At 46.5% G+C, this 17,135-nt stretch carries 18 protein-coding genes; 15 read left to right on the top strand and 3 right to left on the bottom strand.

The features are described 5' to 3' along the window. Positions 1-90: 90 nt before the first annotated feature. The 12 genes from B9J84_RS08040 (at position 91) to B9J84_RS07985 (ending at position 11,428) form a co-directional block, all read left to right on the top strand. Positions 91-1,152, top strand: a complete 1,062-nt coding sequence (locus B9J84_RS08040) for an ABC transporter substrate-binding protein (RefSeq protein WP_094123904.1) — start codon at positions 91-93, stop codon at positions 1,150-1,152. Between the two features lie 9 nt (positions 1,153-1,161). Next, complete coding sequence (locus tag B9J84_RS08035; RefSeq protein ID WP_010318641.1) at positions 1,162-1,965, top strand: alkaline phosphatase family protein; 804 nt, start codon at positions 1,162-1,164, stop codon at positions 1,963-1,965. Further along, positions 1,965-2,864, top strand: a complete 900-nt coding sequence (locus B9J84_RS08030) for an ABC transporter permease subunit (protein WP_026027756.1) — start codon at positions 1,965-1,967, stop codon at positions 2,862-2,864. The genes B9J84_RS08035 and B9J84_RS08030 overlap by 1 nt, the downstream gene beginning before the upstream one ends. Beyond that, positions 2,851-3,654 (top strand): ABC transporter permease, encoded by an 804-nt coding sequence (locus B9J84_RS08025; RefSeq protein ID WP_010318639.1) that lies wholly within the window; start codon positions 2,851-2,853, stop codon positions 3,652-3,654. The genes B9J84_RS08030 and B9J84_RS08025 overlap by 14 nt, the downstream gene beginning before the upstream one ends. Beyond that, entirely contained in the window at positions 3,651-4,700 is a 1,050-nt protein-coding gene (locus B9J84_RS08020; RefSeq protein WP_017046834.1) for an ABC transporter ATP-binding protein, read from the top strand. Before B9J84_RS08025 ends, B9J84_RS08020 begins: the two co-directional genes overlap by 4 nt. A gap of 4 nt (positions 4,701-4,704) precedes the next feature. Next, positions 4,705-5,364, top strand: a complete 660-nt coding sequence (locus B9J84_RS08015; protein ID WP_094123903.1) for an HAD family phosphatase — start codon at positions 4,705-4,707, stop codon at positions 5,362-5,364. Between the two features lie 91 nt (positions 5,365-5,455). Next, entirely contained in the window at positions 5,456-6,418 is a 963-nt protein-coding gene (locus B9J84_RS08010) for an HlyD family secretion protein (protein WP_094123902.1), read from the top strand. Then, positions 6,418-7,344, top strand: coding sequence for an ABC transporter ATP-binding protein (locus B9J84_RS08005; RefSeq protein WP_017044975.1), 927 nt, complete (start codon positions 6,418-6,420; stop codon positions 7,342-7,344). Before B9J84_RS08010 ends, B9J84_RS08005 begins: the two co-directional genes overlap by 1 nt. Continuing rightward, positions 7,341-8,438 (top strand): ABC transporter permease, encoded by a 1,098-nt coding sequence (locus B9J84_RS08000; protein WP_094123901.1) that lies wholly within the window; start codon positions 7,341-7,343, stop codon positions 8,436-8,438. Before B9J84_RS08005 ends, B9J84_RS08000 begins: the two co-directional genes overlap by 4 nt. Positions 8,439-8,488: 50 nt before the next feature. Next, entirely contained in the window at positions 8,489-8,863 is a 375-nt protein-coding gene (locus B9J84_RS07995; protein WP_017049317.1) for a rhodanese-like domain-containing protein, read from the top strand. 154 nt (positions 8,864-9,017) lie between these two features. Further along, positions 9,018-10,571: a cryptochrome/photolyase family protein gene (locus B9J84_RS07990; RefSeq protein ID WP_094123900.1), complete on the top strand. Its 1,554-nt coding sequence runs from the start codon at positions 9,018-9,020 to the stop codon at positions 10,569-10,571. Between the two features lie 98 nt (positions 10,572-10,669). Then, the gene (locus B9J84_RS07985; protein WP_404206600.1) at positions 10,670-11,428 is read left to right on the top strand and encodes an EAL domain-containing protein; all 759 of its coding nucleotides are present in this window, start codon (positions 10,670-10,672) and stop codon (positions 11,426-11,428) included. A gap of 33 nt (positions 11,429-11,461) precedes the next feature. Here B9J84_RS07985 and B9J84_RS07980 read toward each other — a convergent pair whose 3' ends face one another. Continuing rightward, entirely contained in the window at positions 11,462-12,490 is a 1,029-nt protein-coding gene (locus tag B9J84_RS07980; protein WP_017046842.1) for a VirK/YbjX family protein, read from the bottom strand. 113 nt (positions 12,491-12,603) lie between these two features. On the opposite strand from B9J84_RS07980, the gene slyA reads away from it, so the two are divergent. From slyA to B9J84_RS07965, 3 genes are read left to right on the top strand one after another with little or no spacing between them, the layout of a single operon-like run. Next, entirely contained in the window at positions 12,604-13,086 is a 483-nt protein-coding gene (gene slyA, locus B9J84_RS07975) for a transcriptional regulator SlyA (protein WP_019283056.1), read from the top strand. A 6-nt stretch (positions 13,087-13,092) separates the two neighbouring features. After that, on the top strand, positions 13,093-14,148 hold the full coding sequence (locus B9J84_RS07970; protein ID WP_094123898.1) for an HlyD family secretion protein: 1,056 nt from the start codon (positions 13,093-13,095) through the stop codon (positions 14,146-14,148). 12 nt (positions 14,149-14,160) lie between these two features. Next, positions 14,161-15,195: a DUF2955 domain-containing protein gene (locus B9J84_RS07965; protein WP_094123897.1), complete on the top strand. Its 1,035-nt coding sequence runs from the start codon at positions 14,161-14,163 to the stop codon at positions 15,193-15,195. A 46-nt stretch (positions 15,196-15,241) separates the two neighbouring features. Here the strand turns inward: B9J84_RS07965 and B9J84_RS07960 are convergent, their stop codons facing one another. Then, complete coding sequence (locus B9J84_RS07960; RefSeq protein WP_094123896.1) at positions 15,242-16,477, bottom strand: zinc-dependent metalloprotease family protein; 1,236 nt, start codon at positions 16,475-16,477, stop codon at positions 15,242-15,244. Positions 16,478-16,532: 55 nt separating this feature from the next. Beyond that, the coding region (locus B9J84_RS07955) for a hypothetical protein (protein ID WP_143698843.1) at positions 16,533-17,135 on the bottom strand (603 nt) is incomplete at its 5' end.

Below are 17,135 nucleotides of genomic sequence, written 5' to 3'. Positions count from 1 at the left end.
AAAAATGTCAAATAACTACACCGAAAACGTCACAGTTCTTCCCTAGGATAAAAATCGAACTTACTGACCTAGTCCAGAAGGATAGCGACAATGAAAACCTTATTTACCCGCGCAACGACTGCCACAGCACTTGCGCTGACTCTTTCGACTTCGGCTTTTGCTAAAGAGGCTGATTTACAATCTTTGATCAACGCAGCGAAACAAGAAGGCCAAGTGTACAGCATTGGTATGCCCGGCAGTTGGGCTAACTGGCAAGACACGTGGAGCGATTTAGGTGAGATTTATGGCCTACAACACCAAGATACGGATATGAGCTCAGCGCAAGAAATTGCCAAGTTTGAAGCCGAAAAGAAAAATGCGACCGCCGATATCGGTGATGTTGGTTTTGCATTTGCTCGCGTGGCGGTGAAAAAAGGCGTAACTCAAACGTACAAACCAAGCACTTGGAATGACATCCCTGACTGGGCCAAAGATAAAGATGGCCACTGGGCTCTGGCTTATACGGGCACCATTTCATTTATCTCGAACAATAATCTAGTCAAGAATGCGCCAAAAACGTGGAACGATTTGCTCAAAGGCGATTACAAAATCAGTATTGGTAATGTAGGCGTTGCCGCGCAAGCAAATAATGCCGTACTAGCCGCTGCTTTTGCTCATGGTGGCAGTGAAAAGAACCTCGATCCAGCAATCGAATTTTTTGCCAAACTCGCCAAGCAAGGGCGCTTATCATTTACAGACCCAAGTATCGCTAACCTCGAAAAAGGTGAAGTTGAAGTGGCCGTATTGTGGGATTTCAACGCCCTAAGTTACCGTGACCAAATTGACCGAAACCGCTTTACCGTTAACATTCCGCAAGATGGTTCTGTGATTTCCGGCTACACCACCATCATCAATAAATACGCCAAAAACCCAAATGCGGCCAAGCTAGCACGTGAATACATCTTTAGCGATCAAGGCCAAATCAACCTTGCACAAGGCTATGCTCGCCCGATCCGCAGCAACGTTGCATTGCCTGCTGCGGTACAAAGCAAATTGATCGCTAACGATCAATACCAGAATGTGAGCCCAATTAGCGACTTTAATGCTTGGGAAAAATCAGCTCGTCAATTGCCACGTCAATGGCAAGAAAATGTCATTATCCACCAGCAGTAAGAGGTAACCATGAACAATAAGGTGATCCTTGTTGTTCTTGATGGACTCAATTATTCCGTAGCCCGTGATTGCATGGGCTACTTAAACGGCTTAATTGAGCAGCAAAGAGCAACCTTATACTCCCTACAATGTGAATTGCCTTCGTTATCGCGTCCTTTGTATGAATGTCTACTCACTGGCGTAAAGCCTGTCGAAAGCGGCATTGTTCATAACCACATTGTGCGCCTTTCACATCATCAATCCATCTTCAGTTTGGCAAAAGAGCAAGGGCTGACAACAGCCGCAGCGGCGTATCATTGGGTCAGCGAGCTCTATAACCGCGCGCCTTTTGATGCAACGCGCGATCGTTTTACCTGTGATAAAACACTCAATATTCAGCATGGCTGTTTTTATCACTGGGATCACTATCCCGATGAAGCACTGTTTTTAGACGCCGAACACTTACGTCGTACTCATCAGCCTGATTTTTTACTGATCCATCCAATGAATATCGATGATGCTGGACATAAGTTTGGCCTTGATTCAGGACAGTATCGTAATAGTGCACGCATGGCCGATGCGCTGTTATCTCACTTTTTAGAAAGCTGGCTAAACGATGGCTACCAAGTGATGGTGACCAGCGATCACGGCATGAACAATGACAAGTCACACGGCGGAATATTAACCGAAGAGCGCAACGTCCCGCTGTTTGTATTGGGCGATCAATTTTCGCACCAAGCTTGTGAGATCAAACAAACTGAGCTCTGCGGCCTATGCTGCCAACTGCTTAATCTTGATCACAATAAGCCCTTTTCTGCGGAGTGCTTAGCATGATCAGTAGCCAAGTAATTAGCAAGCCTAGCGCCGTGCTGAGCCAATCAACGCACTGGGCACGCAAACTCAAACCTGCGTTATGGCTTACTCCTTTTGCGCTGTTTTTCTACTTATTTCAGCTCGCCCCCATGCTGTGGGTTTTGTTCAACAGCTTTATCTCTGACGATCAATGGTCACTAGACCATTATCGCGAAATCTTCAGCTCATCCTTTATTTTACAAGGGCTGGGCAATAGTTTGTGGCTCGCCATATGGTCCAGCGTCGCGGGCCTTGCGATTGCGGCAATGTTGGTCGCCTCCTTACGCCGAGTCGATGGCAAGCTGCGCGATGGTGTGATCGCCTTTACCAATATGAGCAGTAATTTTGCGGGCGTCCCTTTGGCATTCGCTTTCATTATTATTCTTGGGGTCAACGGCGCACTGACTTTGCTGCTAAAGCAATACGGTTTGATTGAAGAGTTCAACCTGTATGGCAAATGGGGGCTGCTGGCGATGTATATCTACTTTCAGATCCCTCTTGGCGTGCTGCTGCTCTATCCTGCATTTGATGCGCTCAGTGATGACTGGCAAGCGGCGGCGTCTACTCTGGGCGCCAATGGATGGCAATATTGGCAGAAAATCGCCTTGCCTGTGCTTTCACCAGCCCTACTCGGCACCTTGATTATCCTAATCGCCAATGCGATGGGCGCATATGCCAGCGTCTACGCACTCACATCCGGCAACTACAACGTCATTACGGTACGCATTGCCAGTTTAGTGGCGGGAGATCTGTTCTTAGAGCCCAATTTAGCCGCCGCCATTTCCGTGGTATTGATGCTAATTTTAGCCTTCATTACTGTGATCAATCAGTGGCTAATTGCGAAAAGCTATAGCGCAAGGAACACCCATGCAAAACGCTAATCCTACCCTTGATAAAATCACCTTTCATAAAAGTGTGGTCTATTCCATCGTGGGAGTGATGTTGCTGCCCATTTTGGCCACCTTGGTTTATTCCTTTTCTTCACGCTGGGGCGCAACGATTTTACCCGATGGCTTCACCTTTGACTGGTATCTCAAACTGCTGACCGACCCTCGCTTTCTCGATGCATTTGGCCGCTCATTGCTGATTGGCATCGCTTCTCTGACACTCAGCGCGGTTTTGATTATTCCGGCGATCTTCGTGGTGTTTTACTATTTCCCTCGTCTCGATAAAGTAATGAACCTGCTGATTTTAATCCCTTTTGCGGTACCGCCTGTGGTCTCTTCAGTTGGATTACTGCAACTGTACGCCGATAGCCAATTTCCAATTGTGGGTACACCTTGGATTTTGATTGGCACTTATTTCACCATTGCGCTGCCGTTTATGTACCGTGCAATTGCCAACAGTTTTGAGGCGATCCATCTGCACGATCTCATGGACGCCGCGCACCTGCTCGGCGCAAGCACCAGCCGTGCTTTTTTACTGATCGTACTGCCAAACATTAGAAAAGGGTTGATGGCTTCGCTGTTTCTATCCTTCTCTTTTCTACTTGGCGAGTTTGTATTTGCGAACATTCTGGTCGGCACGCGCTATGAAACCTTGCAGATTTATCTCTACAACATGCGTCAGACTAGTGGTCACTTCACCTCCGCGTTAGTGATGACTTACTTCCTATTTATCTTTTTACTGACTTGGCTCGCCAGTCGTTTTAGCCGAGGATCCACTCAATGAATTCCACGACCCACACAACTTCTCGTTCTGATTACGTCCACGTCGCCAACCTCACCAAACGCTTTGGCAACAATACCGTTTTTGAAGGGATTGAATTTTCCATTGAGCAAGGGGAATTTGTCACGCTACTTGGTCCGAGCGGCTGCGGGAAATCGACTCTATTACGCAGTTTGGCTGGCTTAAATCCCGTCGATGACGGCGAAATTTGGGTCAACGGTGAAAACATCACTAACCAAACACCACAGCAACGCGGCATTGGCATGGTGTTTCAATCCTACGCTCTGTTTCCGAATATGACGGTGGCTGAAAACATCGCCTTTGGCCTCAAAATGCAAGGGCAAGACAGAGCTTACATCGCGCGCGAAGTACAAAAAGTGGTCGAACTGGTTTCGCTGATAGGGAAAGAAAAACACTATCCCAACCAGCTCTCGGGTGGACAGCGCCAACGCGTCGCTTTAGCTCGCGCCTTAGTGGTCAAACCGCGTATTTTGCTACTTGATGAACCCCTTTCAGCACTGGATGCCAAAATTCGCAAACATTTACGCCAGCAGATCCGTGATATTCAAAAAGAGCTCAATCTCACCACCGTATTTGTAACCCATGATCAAGAAGAGGCGATGATTCTCTCTGATCGTATTTTTTTAATGCACCAAGGTGAAATCGTTCAGCAAGGCTCCCCAGAAAGCATTTATACTCAGCCAGCCAATGAGTTTGTGGCCGGTTTTATGGGCCATTACAATTTAGTAGAGGCGGCCACTGCCAAGCAGTTGTTTAACATAGACACGGCTTGGAAAGTGGCTATTCGCCCCGAATCCATCTACGTCAAGGAAGCTGGGCGGAGCTATGGTGCCCATGTTTCTGCGCCGCAACATGGCACCATCAAGCATCACCAATTACTGGGTAATGTCATTCGCTACCATGTGGATGTGCGAGGCTGCGAGCTCACGGTCGATTTACTCAATCGTTCCTCAGAGCGATTATTTGCCACTGGCAGTCAGCTAGAATTACTGTTTAACCTTAACGAAATACAACCTGTGAGAGCCTAAATAGATGCCGACACCTCTATACGTTTTTGATATGGACGACACATTGATTGACGGCGACTGCGCAATGATTTGGAGCGAATATTTGGCCGATAAGGGCATAGCGAGCGACCCTGATTTTGTCGCGCAGGATAGGCTGATCATGTCACGCTATGCCAGCGGTGAAATGGACATGGAAGATTACCTCGATTTTGCGATGCAACCTTTGCTCACCCTGACCACAGAGCAAGTCCAGCGCTTAGCGGACGATTGTGTCGCTACACGCATCGTACCTAGGCTATTTCCTCAAGCCAAAGCACTCATTAAACAGTTAACGGACGAGCGTATTCAAATACTAATTATTTCGGCGTCGGTCAGTTTTTTGGTTAAAGCCGTCGCTCGTAAAATAGGCGTTGCAGAGGCGATGGGTATCGATATGGTCATAGAGAACAACCATTACACCACGCATATTTTGGGAACACCCACCTACCGAGACGGTAAAGTCACTCGCTTAAATGAATGGCTAGCTAAGCGCCCACAATACGTGGGTCAAGTGCATTTTTTCACTGACTCGATCAATGATTTACCTTTGTGTCTACACGCCGATTTCACCTATTTGGTCAACCCATGCACGCGTCTCATCCAATACGCTCAGCCCCAACAATGGCCGATATTAAAGTGGGGCTAATCACATCCTCTACTTTTGATGAATCATGTAACTTGAGGCGCTGGCGGTAAACTTCTAGTATGAAGACAATAAGTTAACCGAGCCTCTCGCCATGAGCATGAAACATCGCATTGCCTTTATCTCTCTTTTACTGTCAACTCTCAATGCTTGCTCGCCGGAAAATAGCGCGCAAGCATTGGGCACTTTAGAGCGAGACCGCATCACTTTTTCCGCCACCGCCAATGAGATCATTCGCGCGCTTCCTGTCGCGGAAGGCAGCGCAGTGCATGCTGGCGAAATATTGGTTCGACTGGATACCAGAAATCAGCAGGCGGTGCTGGCCCATGCACTCGCAGAGGCGGCCAAAGCGCAAGCGTATTTGCTCAAACTGAGTAATGGTGAACGCCAAGAAGACATGGCGGCCGCACAAGCCAAAGTCAATCGCGCACAAGCCAAACTGACAGAGGCGTTGCAAAACTTCAAACGTGTGGAAGAACTGGTTGGTAAAAAGCTCCTCAGCCAATCAGAAAAAGACAGCGCCACCGCCACGCGTGACGCCGCTCGCGCCGAACTCGATTCTGCAAAAGAAGAGTTTGCTAAGCTAACCGCTGGTACTCGCCCTGAAGATATCGAACAAGCCCAAGCGGCGCTGACCGCTGCCAAAGCCGACGTCTCACTGCAACAGCAAAAGCTCGACGAGTTAACCATTGTCGCAACCCGCGATGGAATTTTGGATAATCTCCCATACAACTTGGGTGAGCGCGTCCCAAACAACGGCATTGTCGCTATCATCCAAGCCAGCCGCATCCCTTATGCTCGCGTCTACGTTCCCGCACCACATCGTTTAGCGGTCGTGCCGGGCGCACAGTTTCCAGTGCATATCGACGGTATAAAAGAGCCGCTGCAAGGCACTGTGCGTTGGGTGGCAACGGAACCCTCTTTCACGCCTTACTACGCACTGACCGAAAATGAACGCGCCCGCTTAATGTATCTAGCCGAAGTGGATCTGCCCGAATCCGCGCAATCGCTCCCTTCTGGCATTCCGGCGCAAGTCGATTTAGCGAGGCAAAAATAGTGACTGAACTCGCCATTCACGCCCGTAATGTGGTCAAAAAATTTGGGGATTTCACTGCGATTGAAGGCATCAATCTGAGTGTCCCCAAAGGAACCATTTACGGTTTTCTCGGCCCAAATGGTTGTGGCAAATCGACCACAATTCGCGTGCTCACGGGTTTATTAAGCCCTACCTCCGGCAGTGTTGATGTGCTGGGGTTAGCGATCCCAAAACAATCCGAGCAATTGCGCCTAAAAATTGGTTATATGACGCAAAAATTTTCGTTATACGATGATTTGACCGTAGAGGAAAACCTACAATTTATTGGGCAAATTTTTGGTATGCCGCGCAAAGCATTGGCACAACGGCTCAATGAACAGTTGTGCACTTATGGGCTTGATCAGCGCCGAAAACAACGCGTAAGTGGGATGAGTGGCGGCCAAAAGCAGCGCTTGTCACTAGCAGCCGCCACGATGCATAAACCTGAACTGCTGTTTTTGGATGAACCAACGTCGGCGGTCGATCCTGAAAATAGACGGGAATTTTGGGAACAATTGTTCGATCTTTCAGACCAAGGCACCACCATTTTGATCACCACTCACTACATGGATGAAGCGGAACGCTGCCACCGTTTAGCAATCATGGAATCGGGTTTAATTCGTGCAGATGGTGAGCCAGAAACCTTAATGAACACGATGGGCGTCAACATTGTCGAAGTCCGAGCCCATAATTTGCGCCAATTAAAAGAAAAAGTCATGGCTCGGGCGGAGGTTCGCTCTGCTGCACAACTTGGCATCCGCTTGCGGATCCTTATTCATCAACAAGTCACACAACCTATCGCGTGGCTAAAAACAACCTTCCCTGAACTGGCTGAAGCTGAGATGAATCTAGCTCGCCCAAGTTTGGAAGATGTCTTTGTCACTGTGACTGGCAAGGGGCGTCAATGAAAGCACTGTTTCGAATGAAAGCGGTGATGGTGAAAGAGATACGCCAACTCTCGCGAGACAGAATTACGTTTGGCATGGTAGTGATGATCCCACTGATCCAGCTGTTGCTATTTGGCTTTGCCATCAATACTGACGTACGCAATATTCCGATCGCCATCGTTGATCAAAGTGAAAGTACCCTCGGACGGTTAATTGTAGAGTCAGTCAAAGCCACACAGGTTGTGAGCGTCAAACACACTTTTGCCACAGCAGAGCAAGCTGAACATGCGATTGAACAAGGTAACGTGAGAGCAGCGCTGATCCTGCCAAAAGATCTCACTCAGCGCGCGGTGCAAAACCGCGTGTTAGGCCAGTGGATTGTTGATGGCTCCGATACGATGATCAGTGCCTCCATTTTAGGTCTGCAATCCATGCCGCTGACCGATTTTGATTTTGACATTCGTCCAGCCACCGTCAAAACCTTTGAAGTCACGCTGTTTTATAACCCCACTCGCCGCTCTGCGGTTAATATCGTGCCCGGTTTACTGGGGGTTATTTTAACCATGACGATGATCCTCTTCACCAGTGCCGCGATTGTGCGAGAAAAAGAGCGCGGCAATTTAGAACTGCTGATCACAACGCCAATTCACTCTATTGAGCTTATGGTCGCCAAAATTGTGCCCTATATTTTTGTCGGATTAATTCAGGTCTTCATCATCTTGGGCTTAGGGCATTTTATTTTTGACGTGCCCATTAATGGTGCAATCAGCCAAATTCTCTTCGGTACTTTGCTGTTTATCGCCGCCAGTTTGACCTTAGGTTTGGTGATTTCAACCATTGCTTCCACTCAACTGCAAGCCATGCAAATGACTGTTTTTATCTTACTGCCTTCGATTTTACTTTCTGGATTTATGTTTCCCTACGAAGGCATGCCAGTAGCAGCGCAATGGATTTCTGAAGCGTTGCCTGCGACTCACTTTATGCGCATGATCCGCGGGATTGTGTTGCGCGGTGCTAACCTCATGGATCTATGGCGAGATGCGCTATGGATGTTGAGCTTTACCGTCGGTGGGATTATCGTCGCATCTTTGAGATTTAAAAAATCCCTTGATTAACGCCATTCACATTTGAAGGCTAATTTTTAAGCCAAAAGAAGGAAACTAACATGTTAAAGTCACTGATGACCAAAGCGTTATTGTGTGTAGGCCTGATCTCCAATACCTCAGATGCATTGGCATCAGAGCGCTCAACGATAGCATGGCAATGGATTGAAAATGGCGCGCTTTTAGTCGATGTTCGAACCGCAGCAGAATTCGCAGCTGGCCATATTGAAGGTGCATTAAACTACCCACTTGATACTGTTAGCAGTGCTTTTTCTCACATCGATAAACAACAACCGATTGTGGTTTACTGCCGCAGCGGCAATCGATCGGGCCAAGCTATGGCCTATTTACTCGAGCAAGGGTTCACTCAAGTACATAACGGCGGCGGTTTAGAGGAAATGATCATTCATCCTTCGGCAATAAAGCCGCTCAATTGATGTTAGCCTACTCACATTCACATTATCGCTCTGTTTGTTCTTAATTGGCTCTCAAAGCGCAACAGAAAGACAGCGCTTGTTATTCGGCAACAATGATCGATTTTTTGATTGGAACGTAGAAGATGTTCGATAACCAATCTCAACGGTATACAGCATGCGAACGTACAAAACCTTACGCTTGATCCTAGGCGATCAGCTCAACATCAAGCACTCTTGGTTTAACAAAACGGATGATTCCGTACTGTACGTGATAGCTGAACTTAAACAAGAAACAGGCTATGTAAAACATCACATTCAAAAAATCTGCGCCTTTTTTGCCGCGATGGAAGCTTTTGCCGAATTATTGCAAAGTGAGGGACACCAGGTTCTCTACTTGACCCTTGATGAAACTGCCGATTATTTGCAGCTACCACCATTGATTAGTGATCTGTGTCATCAGATCAACGCAGAATACTTTCACTATCAGCGACCTGATGAATACCGAGTTTGGCAACAGTTGCAGGAGCTAAACCTCTCTCATACACAAGTGACTTGTTTTGATACTGAACACTTTTTATTGCCTTTTGACGAGATCACTCAGCATTTTAACACCGACAAAACCACTATTATGGAGCCGTTTTATCGCAAAATGCGTAAGCGATTCGGTATTCTTCTGCAAGATGATCATCAAACGCCTTTGGGTGGGCGTTGGAATTTTGATCACCAAAATCGCAATAAGCTCAGCGTGCAAGACATAGAAAACCTACCCAAACCACTTAGCTTTCAAAACGATGTCAGTGCAATTTATAACCGTTTACAGCATCATAATATTCACGTTTTCGGCCTGTATACTCCTTCATTGTTATGGCCGATTAACCGCTCACAAGCACTGTCATTATTGGCCCACTTTTGTCAGTACGGCTTGCCGCTGTTTGGTCGCTTTCAAGATGCAATGACGGCAAAAAGCCCACATCGTTGGAGCCTCTACCATAGCCGGCTCTCTTTTGCACTCAACTGCAAACTACTATCGCCTGCAGAAGTCATTCAAAGTGCACTCATGCGATTTGAGAATGACAATACGATGGATTTAGCACAAATCGAAGGATTCATTAGGCAAATTTTGGGCTGGCGTGAGTACATTCGAGGCATTTATTGGGCGAACATGCCCCAATACGCCAAGCACAACGCCCTTGACGCTCAACGACCTCTTCCTCACTACTATTGGACAGGGGATACTCGTATGCATTGTGTTAAACAAGCCGTAACTCAATCATTGGAGTTTTCCTACGCACACCATATCCAACGTTTGATGATCACGGGTAATTTGGCACTCCTATCAGGTTGCGAGCCGGATGAGGTGGATGACTGGTACTTAGGTATTTATATTGATGCATTGCAATGGGTAGAAATGCCCAATACCCGAGGTATGGCTCTGTTTGCTGATGGGGGAATTGTTGCCACCAAGCCTTATGCCGCAAGCGGCTCTTACATCAATAAAATGAGTGATTACTGCAAAGATTGTCACTACCAAGTAAAGAGCCGTAGTGGTCTAAATTCATGTCCATTCAATAGTTTATATTGGCAGTTCATGCTCACTCATCGTGAACGGTTAGCCAAAAATCCAAGGATAGGTATGATTTATAAAAATTGGGATAACACTGAAAACGCCACTCAACAAGCAATCTTAGATCAAGCTCAATACTATCTACACCATATTGAAGAGCTGTAGCTCGTCGGCTTACTGGTCACGTTTTTATTTATGCAATTTGGTGAGCACGCTGCAAGTAACTATAATCATGCTATTCGATTAAATATCAGTGAGTGATTATGCAACAACAGCAAGTCCATATGGACCAACGTATTTGCCAGCAATGCTCAGAAAAACAAAACTTGCCTTTTGACTTCACCATGGCTTTCCAACCCATAGTGAACGTTGCAGATAACACCATCTTTGGCTACGAAGCACTCGTACGAGGTCTGAATAATGAATCGGCTTACTCCATCATTGAACAAGTCAGTGATGACAACCGATACCGCTTTGACCAACTTTGTCGAATCAAAGCGATTAAACTCGCGGCTAAACTAAAACTGCCAGGTATTTTGAGCATTAATTTTTTACCTAATGCCGTTTACCAACCAGAACGCTGTATCCGCACCACATTAGAGGCAGCAAAGCAGTTCAGTTTCCCGACAGAACGGATCATGTTTGAATTTACTGAGGTGGAAAAAATCGTAGACACAGCGCACATAAAACGGATCGTCGCTTATTACTCCAACCTAGGATTTACTACCGCGATTGATGATTTCGGTGCAGGCTACGCCGGGCTTGGGCTATTGGTTAACTTCCAAACTAAAATAGTAAAATTAGATATGTCACTGCTACGTAATATCGATCAAGACATCACGAAGCAAGCAATCGTCCGTCATACTGTCGCAATGCTCATTGAGCTAGGGATTTGTCCACTCGCTGAAGGTATTGAAACTCAACAAGAAATGTTATGGCTAAAACGACTCGGCATTGAACTCATGCAAGGCTACTATTTTGCGAAACCTGAGTTTGAAGCGTTGCCTACAGTGACGTTTTGAACCATAACATCAGCCTCTAATTTTGTGGATCCATCAAACCACGAAATGCTTGGGCATAAGTTTCAACTGTTCAATACGGCCCGACATGGCTGTTTCCACCTCGGCTAACCACTCATAACGTTTAGTGTATAGACGGCGTTTATTGCGATTTAGCGTCTCAACACCTTTGCGGTTTGGCGTGGTTGGCAAACGGTACAAATATTTACTCATTTTCTCTGCTTCGTACTCTGTCCACAGTTCATCGTAATCAAAGCTTACTGATTTGCGCTTTGAGCCAATATAACGCAACGCTTGATACATATGGCCGCGGTTAGAAATCGCATACAGATTCTCAACCCCTAAAATACGCGCTAGCGTCATGATCATTTCAACCATCAGTGCTTTGGTTCTTAAACCGTGAGTCGTGCGCGTCAAATCTTTAATGATTTGATTACGATCGGTCACACCACTGCTTGGACCTTGTAGTGAACCAATGTAAATACTGCGCCCTTGATCAGAAACATTGAAACTGATCGAGTAAATTTTCTGCCCTTTTTCATCCGTCAGTTGCAGCCCCAACGAGCCTTCTCTTATCTCTCCACTGCACAGGCTTAATGAATAACTCGCCCCATTTTTGTCGTAAAAATCAAAAATAGAGAAGCCTGATTCTGAGAAAAACTTCGCAGCATTAAAGCCAAACTGTTCAACTAAGTAGATAAAATGTTGATTAATGTGCCATGTACGCTCTTTGGCAGACCAATTGACGCAGAGATAAGGTTTTAATGGTTTTTCCAAAAACTGTGGGCATTGCTTTAATACCTCCGCTAACTCGGAGCACGAAAACAGCCTCAGCATACTTTTTAGAGCATAGGCATTGGTCACGCCCCATAAACAAAAACGGATATTCTTCCTGATTTTAGACCAGCCTTTGGTATTGGGGTAAATCGTTTCGGAGAGTTCAGACAGGCTAAACAGGTAGTCGAGTTTATTTTCAATTATCATAGTATGGACCAGAATTTCAGCAGCTAGGACAGCCTCAAACATTGGGGAGTCGCTCATTGAAAATAATGTACAGTGTTTCATTGAGGGGTGCTGTCCTGAGTTTGTATGAAAATGTCAGCCTTCGTCATTAGCTATTTACTTAGCGCGCTAACTAAATTATATTACTTAGCACGCTAAGTAATATGTGACTCGTTATGATTGAAAACACGCACACCCTGAAAGAATTATCACTCGCTGAGCAGTTTGCTCGTCTCTCACGCTTATGGAAAATGGTGGCGGACCGAGAACTCTCACCCTTGGGCCTTACCCATCCTCGTTGGACCGCATTATGGAAATTACAGCGTCTCGGTGACAACGTCAGCCAAAAAACCTTAGCCGAAGCGTTAGAAATAGAACTGGCTTCTTTAATGCGAACTTTAAAGCAGCTCGAAGAACAATCGCTGATCGAACGTCACTGCTGTCACAACGATAAGCGCGCTCGAATCGTCAGTTTGACGAGTAACGGGCGTGCTCTTATCAAGCAGATGGAAACCCGTATTTTGCAAGTTCGCCAAAACTTACTGGGTAATATTGACGATCAACAATTGCACCAACTGACTCTTACGCTCGAACAAATCTCACACAACGCTCTAGATACGCTCAGCAAACCGATAGCAACACCTTCAAAGGAACAATAATTACTTATGACACCTGATCAAAAATTTGCACTTTGGATCAAATATTCCATCGTCGCTTTTGTGGCGCTCTTTGCCTATTTTTTGGTGGCCGATTTGGCTATGCCTTTAACACCGCAAGCCATGGCAACGCGGACTGTGACCAAAATATCTCCCCGAGTTAATGGTCAAATCAGTGATGTTTTTGTCACTAATAATCAAATCGTACACAAGGGTGAAGTACTTTTCACCATCGACCCACAACCCTATCAACTGGCGGTAGAGCAGGCCCAACTCAATTATGAACGTGCGGTACAAGGTAATGCTCAATTGGATGCATCGATTGCAGCCGCAGAAGCTAATGTCACGGCAAGCCGTATCATTGCCGATCAAAAGTTGCGCGAAGCTAACCGATTAAACACTCTGTTTGCACGCAATGGGACTTCTCAGCAACTTAAAGACGATGCACAAAGTGGCGCTACCGCCGCGAAAGCCAATTTGGTTGCAGCGCAAGCTCACTTGCAAGAATTGCACGTCAGTCGAGGTAATAGTGACGAGAGTAACGTCAGCATTCGCGCCGCTTTGAACCAATTGGCGCAAGCCAAGCTAAACCTTGCCTACACACAAACGCTAGCAGAGCAAGATGGTGTCATTACCAACTTACAGCTTGAAACGGGCACCTACGCCGCAGCAGGTATGCCGTTAGTTGCATTGGTGGCGACGGATGTAGACGTGATTGCTGATTTTAGAGAAAAAAGCTTACGCCATTTCCCAGACAATAGCCGCGCCCTAGTTGCTTTTGACAGCAAACCCGGCGAAGTCTTTACCGCGCGTATTCGTAGCCTTGATGCTGGGGTAAGCACTGGTCAGTTTGATGCGAATGGGCGTTTAGCCACTCCAACAGAATCTAATCGCTGGGTGCGTGATGCACAACGCATGCGTGTGCACCTTTCGCTCGATGAAACGATGTCAACATTGCCTTCCGGTGCTCGTGCGACGGTACAGTTGCTACCAGAAAGTGGCCCGTTTGCTTGGCTGGCAAAAATGCAAATTCAGTTTCTAAGCACTCTGCACTACATCTATTAAGCGGAGTAAAAAATGCGACTTTGGGATCATCCATTATCTGAAAATGATTTTCGCCAATGCGTCAGAATTGCAACAGGTGCGACGCTTGGTTTTACCTTTTGTAAACTACTGGGTTGGAACTACGGGGTATTTTTTACCGTAACACCGATGCTGTTACTGGGCATGGTACCCGTCATGAATGCGCACGCCGCAAAGCAACTGCTCGCTTCCGCCGTCGTTTGTGGCTTAGAAGTAGCCATTCTCGGGGGACTATTTGGAGGTCATCCAGCCTTGATGACAATGATCGCTTTTGTACTGTTTCTCTACAAATTTGCTTGTATGTCGAAAGGCAGCTTATTCTTGTTTGGAGCGAACAGCGTATTGAGCTTGAGCATCATGCTGCACTTTGCAAGCTACTCCACAACTGATCTTAACGATCTGATTACCAGCAACTTTATCGCGAATTTGCTTTCGGTAATGGTCGCTTATCTGGTGACATTCTGTATTCCCGACGCACAGAAAAGGCAACCTCCCGCTCATGCAAGCGTGGCCAAAGAGTCACACCGTATGCGTCATGAAGCGCTCATGGGCGCAACCATTGCCACACTCTCTTTCGTTGTGTTTCAAATATTCGATCTGCAAGATTCAATGTCCGCGCAAGCCACAACCTTGTTGCTACTTTTCCCGATGCATTGGAACGGAGCGCTAGGCTACGCACGCAAACGCGCGATGGGTACTCTGCTTGGTGTCACTTTCGGTATTGCGGTCCAACTGCTGCTCTACGATTGGTCAGGTCAGCTTTTATTTGTTATTCCGCTGCTGTGGATAGGTGCGATGCTCTTTAGCTACTGGCATGTAAAAGAATCCAGCGGTTCAGGGGTCGGCTTTGGCTCATTGACTACCTTGGGGATCTTGTTTGGTCAATATTTGACGCCGGGCAATGATTTAATTTTCAGTGCCCTGTACCGAGTCGGCAGTATTTTGTTTGCTATTGTCGCCACATTACTTACAACCTATGTGATCCATCGATTGCTGAATCAATTCAAAGCCACCCAATTTGGCCAGTAATTAAAAACCCTGCACATAGGTGCAGGGTCAACATCACAGCAAACCTTTATTCAAAGGATAAGCGTGCCGAATTTAATACACCCGTTAAACCTTGATAGTGATCCGCCACGACTAAACGCCACTGGCCTTGCACGTTCATTTGTTGCATTCCGCTGAGTGTAAAGCGAACACGATAAGCCGTGTTGCGATCATACTGGTTATACGATTTTAAGTTCCAATAGCCACCATCAGGTGCATACAACTTGACTGAAACATCACCCACAAATGGGTGTTCAATATCAAGTTGAATAGTGGCCGTTTCCGCATTTCCTTGATAAGTCACATTAATCGGAAGTGCTAACTCTCCTTGTGCATGATCGGGAATGGTAAAAGGCCCTTGTAAATCATAGATGGCTTGTTGGGGCGAAGTCGGTTCGGTGGGTGACGTTCCTCCGTCATTACTCCCATCTGGACGTGCATAAATCGCCGCAATGTGTGGCGCGCTCAGGCCAATCGCTCGCACCGAGTTCGCGTAGTCAGTGACACCACATGCTTGACCTTTACACACTTTGCTTGGGTTAGAGAATGTGTAAGAACGGCTATGAATACCAAATAAGAAACCATAGGCCATGGTCGTCGCAAATTGGCCTTGAACCCCATAACCATACGCATCTTGCTCTGTACCATTTGAAAGATGGGGTTCGCCATTGTACTGTTCATGAGCATGGTTCAAGCCCAAATTGTGGCCTAATTCGTGAATAAACGTATCATCGCCACACTCATTCAAATAGCTATGACTGTACATTCTAGATTGCGCATAACGCGCACTATTGTTCCAATACGCGGCAGGGATTATCCATGCTAGACCACAGCTCAGCATGTAAGTACCATTGCCTTTATCTTCATAATCAGGAGAATTTTTAATATCTAGATTACGAAACAGCGCCACCATATCCGCGCCAACCTGCTTACGATATTGCTCAATATCGGCAAACGCCGGATCTTGTTTATTGCCGGGAGTAATCGCATCAAGCGCCTGCCCTTGCGATTTTCTTAGCCCTCTTTGCGTATCGTATTTTACTTCTTTCGTGCCAATTAAGTTGACTTTGATGTCCAGACCACTTTGACGCAGAATTTCATTTCCCACGTTAAATCGGTGCTGGATTTGAGCCACGTGATCTTGCTGAAACCACTCAGCCGTGCCGGGTGTATAAACACCTAGAATATCAATTTCAGTGGTTGCACTACTCGGTAACGCATACGTTGCTAACACCACGGCTAATGCCAATGACGCTATTTTCATAGAAAACTCCTACATTATTTATTTTATTAACACACAAAGCCGTGCGTTTGAGGTATCAATGGCTGGTCGAGGTTTCGTCATAGCCATGATTCGGTGGTACTCGGTAAACCCATGCTTCACTGCCGTTGCCTTCAAGCTTCACTTGACCACTGGGATGACCAATAAAACCAAGTATTGCCGTTTTGCCGAAAGTGAATGTGGCTGGGTAAACTTCCCCGTCGAGTTCAAACTGCCCAGACCAAGTCCGGACGCCTTCATTCTGAATTTCTGATGAAGTGACTTGGATATTGACTGGCTGGTTATCAGGCATAGTGACCGTGACAGCATCGCCCGTTGCCAGAACTCGGAATTGTTCAATATTTTCGATTTCGATCGCTTTGATTTCCGTCACTGCATCACTTTTTGGCCTAATGGCTTGCAACGCTGGGCTTGGGTTGATGTCATGCCATACTTCATCAACGGTTTGTGCCGCAAGCATGCGCTCTTCAGTGATAGGCTCTGAATTCAGAGCAGAACCAGCATCTCCAGCGCTCGATGCATCTTCTCGTGGTGGCTTCATCAGCTGACGCTCATCAGCAACTGTTGCGGCTTTAAAATCAGTATCCTCGTTATTATTCGGTGCTTTTGGAGCAGGCACTAATGTTAATGAACTATGGCT

Origin of the sequence: Vibrio sp. V03_P4A6T147 (assembly GCF_002241085.1) — a bacterium.
In the GTDB taxonomy this organism is placed as follows: domain Bacteria; phylum Pseudomonadota; class Gammaproteobacteria; order Enterobacterales; family Vibrionaceae; genus Vibrio; species Vibrio anguillarum.
This window is presented reverse-complemented; position numbering and strand designations above follow the sequence as displayed.

What these genes read in the sequence shown, in the direction of transcription:
- B9J84_RS07980 (WP_017046842.1), bottom strand. Translation starts at nt 12,490, where the DNA reads ATGAAACACTGTACATTATTTTCAATGAGCGACTCCCCAATGTTTGAG.
- slyA (WP_019283056.1), top strand. Translation starts at nt 12,604, where the DNA reads ATGATTGAAAACACGCACACCCTGAAAGAATTATCACTCGCTGAGCAG.
- B9J84_RS08000 (WP_094123901.1), top strand. Translation starts at nt 7,341, where the DNA reads ATGAAAGCACTGTTTCGAATGAAAGCGGTGATGGTGAAAGAGATACGC.
- B9J84_RS08020 (WP_017046834.1), top strand. Translation starts at nt 3,651, where the DNA reads ATGAATTCCACGACCCACACAACTTCTCGTTCTGATTACGTCCACGTC.
- B9J84_RS07970 (WP_094123898.1), top strand. Translation starts at nt 13,093, where the DNA reads ATGACACCTGATCAAAAATTTGCACTTTGGATCAAATATTCCATCGTC.
- B9J84_RS08025 (WP_010318639.1), top strand. Translation starts at nt 2,851, where the DNA reads ATGCAAAACGCTAATCCTACCCTTGATAAAATCACCTTTCATAAAAGT.
- B9J84_RS08035 (WP_010318641.1), top strand. Translation starts at nt 1,162, where the DNA reads ATGAACAATAAGGTGATCCTTGTTGTTCTTGATGGACTCAATTATTCC.
- B9J84_RS07960 (WP_094123896.1), bottom strand. Translation starts at nt 16,477, where the DNA reads ATGAAAATAGCGTCATTGGCATTAGCCGTGGTGTTAGCAACGTATGCG.
- B9J84_RS07995 (WP_017049317.1), top strand. Translation starts at nt 8,489, where the DNA reads ATGTTAAAGTCACTGATGACCAAAGCGTTATTGTGTGTAGGCCTGATC.
- B9J84_RS08015 (WP_094123903.1), top strand. Translation starts at nt 4,705, where the DNA reads ATGCCGACACCTCTATACGTTTTTGATATGGACGACACATTGATTGAC.
- B9J84_RS08010 (WP_094123902.1), top strand. Translation starts at nt 5,456, where the DNA reads ATGAGCATGAAACATCGCATTGCCTTTATCTCTCTTTTACTGTCAACT.
- B9J84_RS07965 (WP_094123897.1), top strand. Translation starts at nt 14,161, where the DNA reads ATGCGACTTTGGGATCATCCATTATCTGAAAATGATTTTCGCCAATGC.
- B9J84_RS08040 (WP_094123904.1), top strand. Translation starts at nt 91, where the DNA reads ATGAAAACCTTATTTACCCGCGCAACGACTGCCACAGCACTTGCGCTG.
- B9J84_RS07990 (WP_094123900.1), top strand. Translation starts at nt 9,018, where the DNA reads ATGCGAACGTACAAAACCTTACGCTTGATCCTAGGCGATCAGCTCAAC.
- B9J84_RS07985 (WP_404206600.1), top strand. Translation starts at nt 10,670, where the DNA reads ATGCAACAACAGCAAGTCCATATGGACCAACGTATTTGCCAGCAATGC.